A 2,481-nucleotide genomic window follows, 5' to 3' on the forward strand; every position below is an offset into this window, starting at 1 on the left:
TAATGTTAGGACAAAAATCAAACCCAATAGAGAGTGGCAGCGCGAAGCGCCGCCACTCTCTATTGGGTTTGACTTAAAGCGCTTTGCGCTCAAACCCAAACCAAGGAGATTTTTGAAAGCGTTGCGAAGCAACGCTTTCAAAAATCTCCTTGTGGTTCGTTGTTTTTGAGAATCATTCGAGATTGCTATAATTTGAAGCGTATGTTGATTTTCATCGTAGGACTAAGACTTGCTCACCAGTACCAAAAATCCATTAGTCAAACAATTACGATCGCTTGGTGAAACAGCGAAGGATCGGAAAGAGCATGGGCTCTTTTTAGTGGAGGGAACCCACGCACTGACGGAAGCGATCACTACGGCTTATCCCCTATCTATTGTCTGCTGTACCGAAAAGTGGATTATCTCTAATCCCGAACTGTACGCTCGCATTGAAGCATCTGTAGAGGAAATTGATAGACTCGAAATCGTATCAGAAGAAGTAATCCAAGCGATCGCGACGACTAAAAATCCCGATGGAGCGATCGCGGCAGCATGCTTACCATCGCGAGAAACTGCCAAAATCCAGACTCTTGGTTTAGCCCTAGAGACAATTCAAGATCCCGGAAATATTGGCGCGATCGTGAGATCAGCAGTCGCAGTGGGCATTGATGGCATCTTGGTGAGTAGCGATAGTGTTGATTTAACTAATCCTAAAATTATTCGCGCCACCGCAGGACAATGGTTTCGCTGTGCCATGCAAACAAGCACCCATCTTGCCGCAGATATTCGCCAATTGCAAGAACAGGGGATAAAAGTTATCGCGACGCTAGCCAATGCCCAGAAAACCTATTGGGACTACGACTTCACGCAACCGACTTTAATTTTGTTGGGCAATGAAGGAAATGGCTTGTCAGCGGAATTAATCGAACTTGCCGATGAAGCTGTGGCGATTCCTCAAAGCGATCGGGTAGAGTCCCTGAATGTAGCTGTATGTGCGTCCCTGCTGCTCTATGAAGCGAAGCGTCAGCGCCGATAAGTATTGCAGTTTTCATTTTGCCTACGGCAAAATGAAAACTCAAAACCCTTACTAGAATTGTTTTTTGTTTTCAAATGAGTACGCACTCATTTGAAAACCGCAATAGCTAGCGAGAGTACCGCACGCGCAGCGTGCGGTATGCTCTTCTGGGTTTTAAGTTTACTTATGCCTAGCTACTTGTGCCATTGGTTTTTCTCATGTTGCGGTGACGCAATTAGGGAAAGTTTGATATGGAAAGTTTGACATGGAAAGTTTGACAAGTACTAGGAATTTACAGCGCTTTGCGCTCAAATCCAAACCAAGAAACTTTTTGAAATTGTTGCGAAGCAACAATTTCAAAAAGTTTCTTGTGGTTCTTTTGATCGAAAATTGCTGTAGGAATTTATGTAGGGATTTATGCGCATCTTGTTAGTAGATGATGAAGAAGAGCTCGCCGAGCCATTACAAAGGATTTTGACAAGTCAAGGCTATGTGGTCGATAGCGCTACTACTGGCGATCGCGGCTGGGAATTGGCTCAGGCTGGGAATTATGACCTATTAATATTAGATTGGATGATGCCAGAGAAGTCAGGGGTTGAGATCTGTAAGACCCTACGCCAAGCTGGATATCTTACCCCTGTACTCATGCTGACAGCAAAAGATACCCTTGACGATCGCGTTGAGGGTTTGGATAGCGGAGCCGATGACTATCTTGTTAAACCCTTTGAACTACGTGAATTACTGGCTAGGGTGAGAGCCTTACTGCGCCGATCGCTGCCGCCACTTGCTCCCGCTAGCGACCCTGCAAAATTGAGTTATGGGAATTTGGAACTAGATCGTGATAATCAAGTCGTATATCGAGAGCAAATTGCGATCGCTTTAACCGAAAGAGAGTATCAACTTTTGGAATACTTTATGCTGCATCCCAATCAGTTACTCAGCCACGAACAAATTTACCAATATTTATGGAAGGAGGAAGAAACTGCGCCAACGAGTAATGCGCTTGTGGCTCAGATCAAGTTATTACGACGCAAAATCGATCGCGATCGCCAAACCTCTCTGATAAATACTGTATACGGTAAAGGATATCGGTTTGGTTAAAGCCTTGAGTTAAGGACTTTAGTTAAAGCATGTGGCTAATTATGCTTTACGTTATAAATAAATACTGATATTTTTTAAAGGCTTTAAGTAGCTAAGCATAAGTAATTGGTATAAGGGGGGAGTAAGTACCTCAGCATAATTAAAATCCAGAGCTAAAACCTGCGGCGTACGCGCAGCGTGTGCCGCAGGTTTTAGGGTTCTATATTTAATTAAGCCCACTTATACCAATTCCCAAAAGTGTGGCTACACTTTTGGGAATTGAAAACCAAACCCAGTAAGGGTTTTAAAAATCACAAAATGGCTACGCCATTTTGTGATTTGGTATTACTTAGCAAGGCTTTTAAAATTGGCAGGTCGCTTCAAGGCGAACATAACATATGTAAAAT

2 protein-coding genes are annotated in these 2,481 nt (G+C 43.5%); both read left to right on the plus strand.

Features of this window, described 5'->3' with window-relative positions:
- The first annotated feature begins 229 nt into the window (after window positions 1-229).
- Entirely contained in the window at window positions 230-1,015 is a 786-nt protein-coding gene (locus AC805_RS15160; protein WP_055076197.1) for an RNA methyltransferase, read from the plus strand.
- Window positions 1,016-1,411: 396 nt separating this feature from the next.
- Window positions 1,412-2,095: a two-component system response regulator RppA gene (rppA, locus tag AC805_RS15165; RefSeq protein WP_055076198.1), complete on the plus strand. Its 684-nt coding sequence runs from the start codon at window positions 1,412-1,414 to the stop codon at window positions 2,093-2,095.
- The last annotated feature ends 386 nt before the right edge of the window (window positions 2,096-2,481 follow it).

It is taken from the genome of Pseudanabaena sp. 'Roaring Creek', from assembly GCF_001402795.1.
GTDB lineage: Bacteria > Cyanobacteriota > Cyanobacteriia > Pseudanabaenales > Pseudanabaenaceae > Pseudanabaena.

Excerpts from the sequence above, each read along its gene's own strand:
- rppA (WP_055076198.1), top strand. The coding sequence starts at position 1,412 with ATGCGCATCTTGTTAGTAGATGATGAAGAAGAGCTCGCCGAGCCATTA.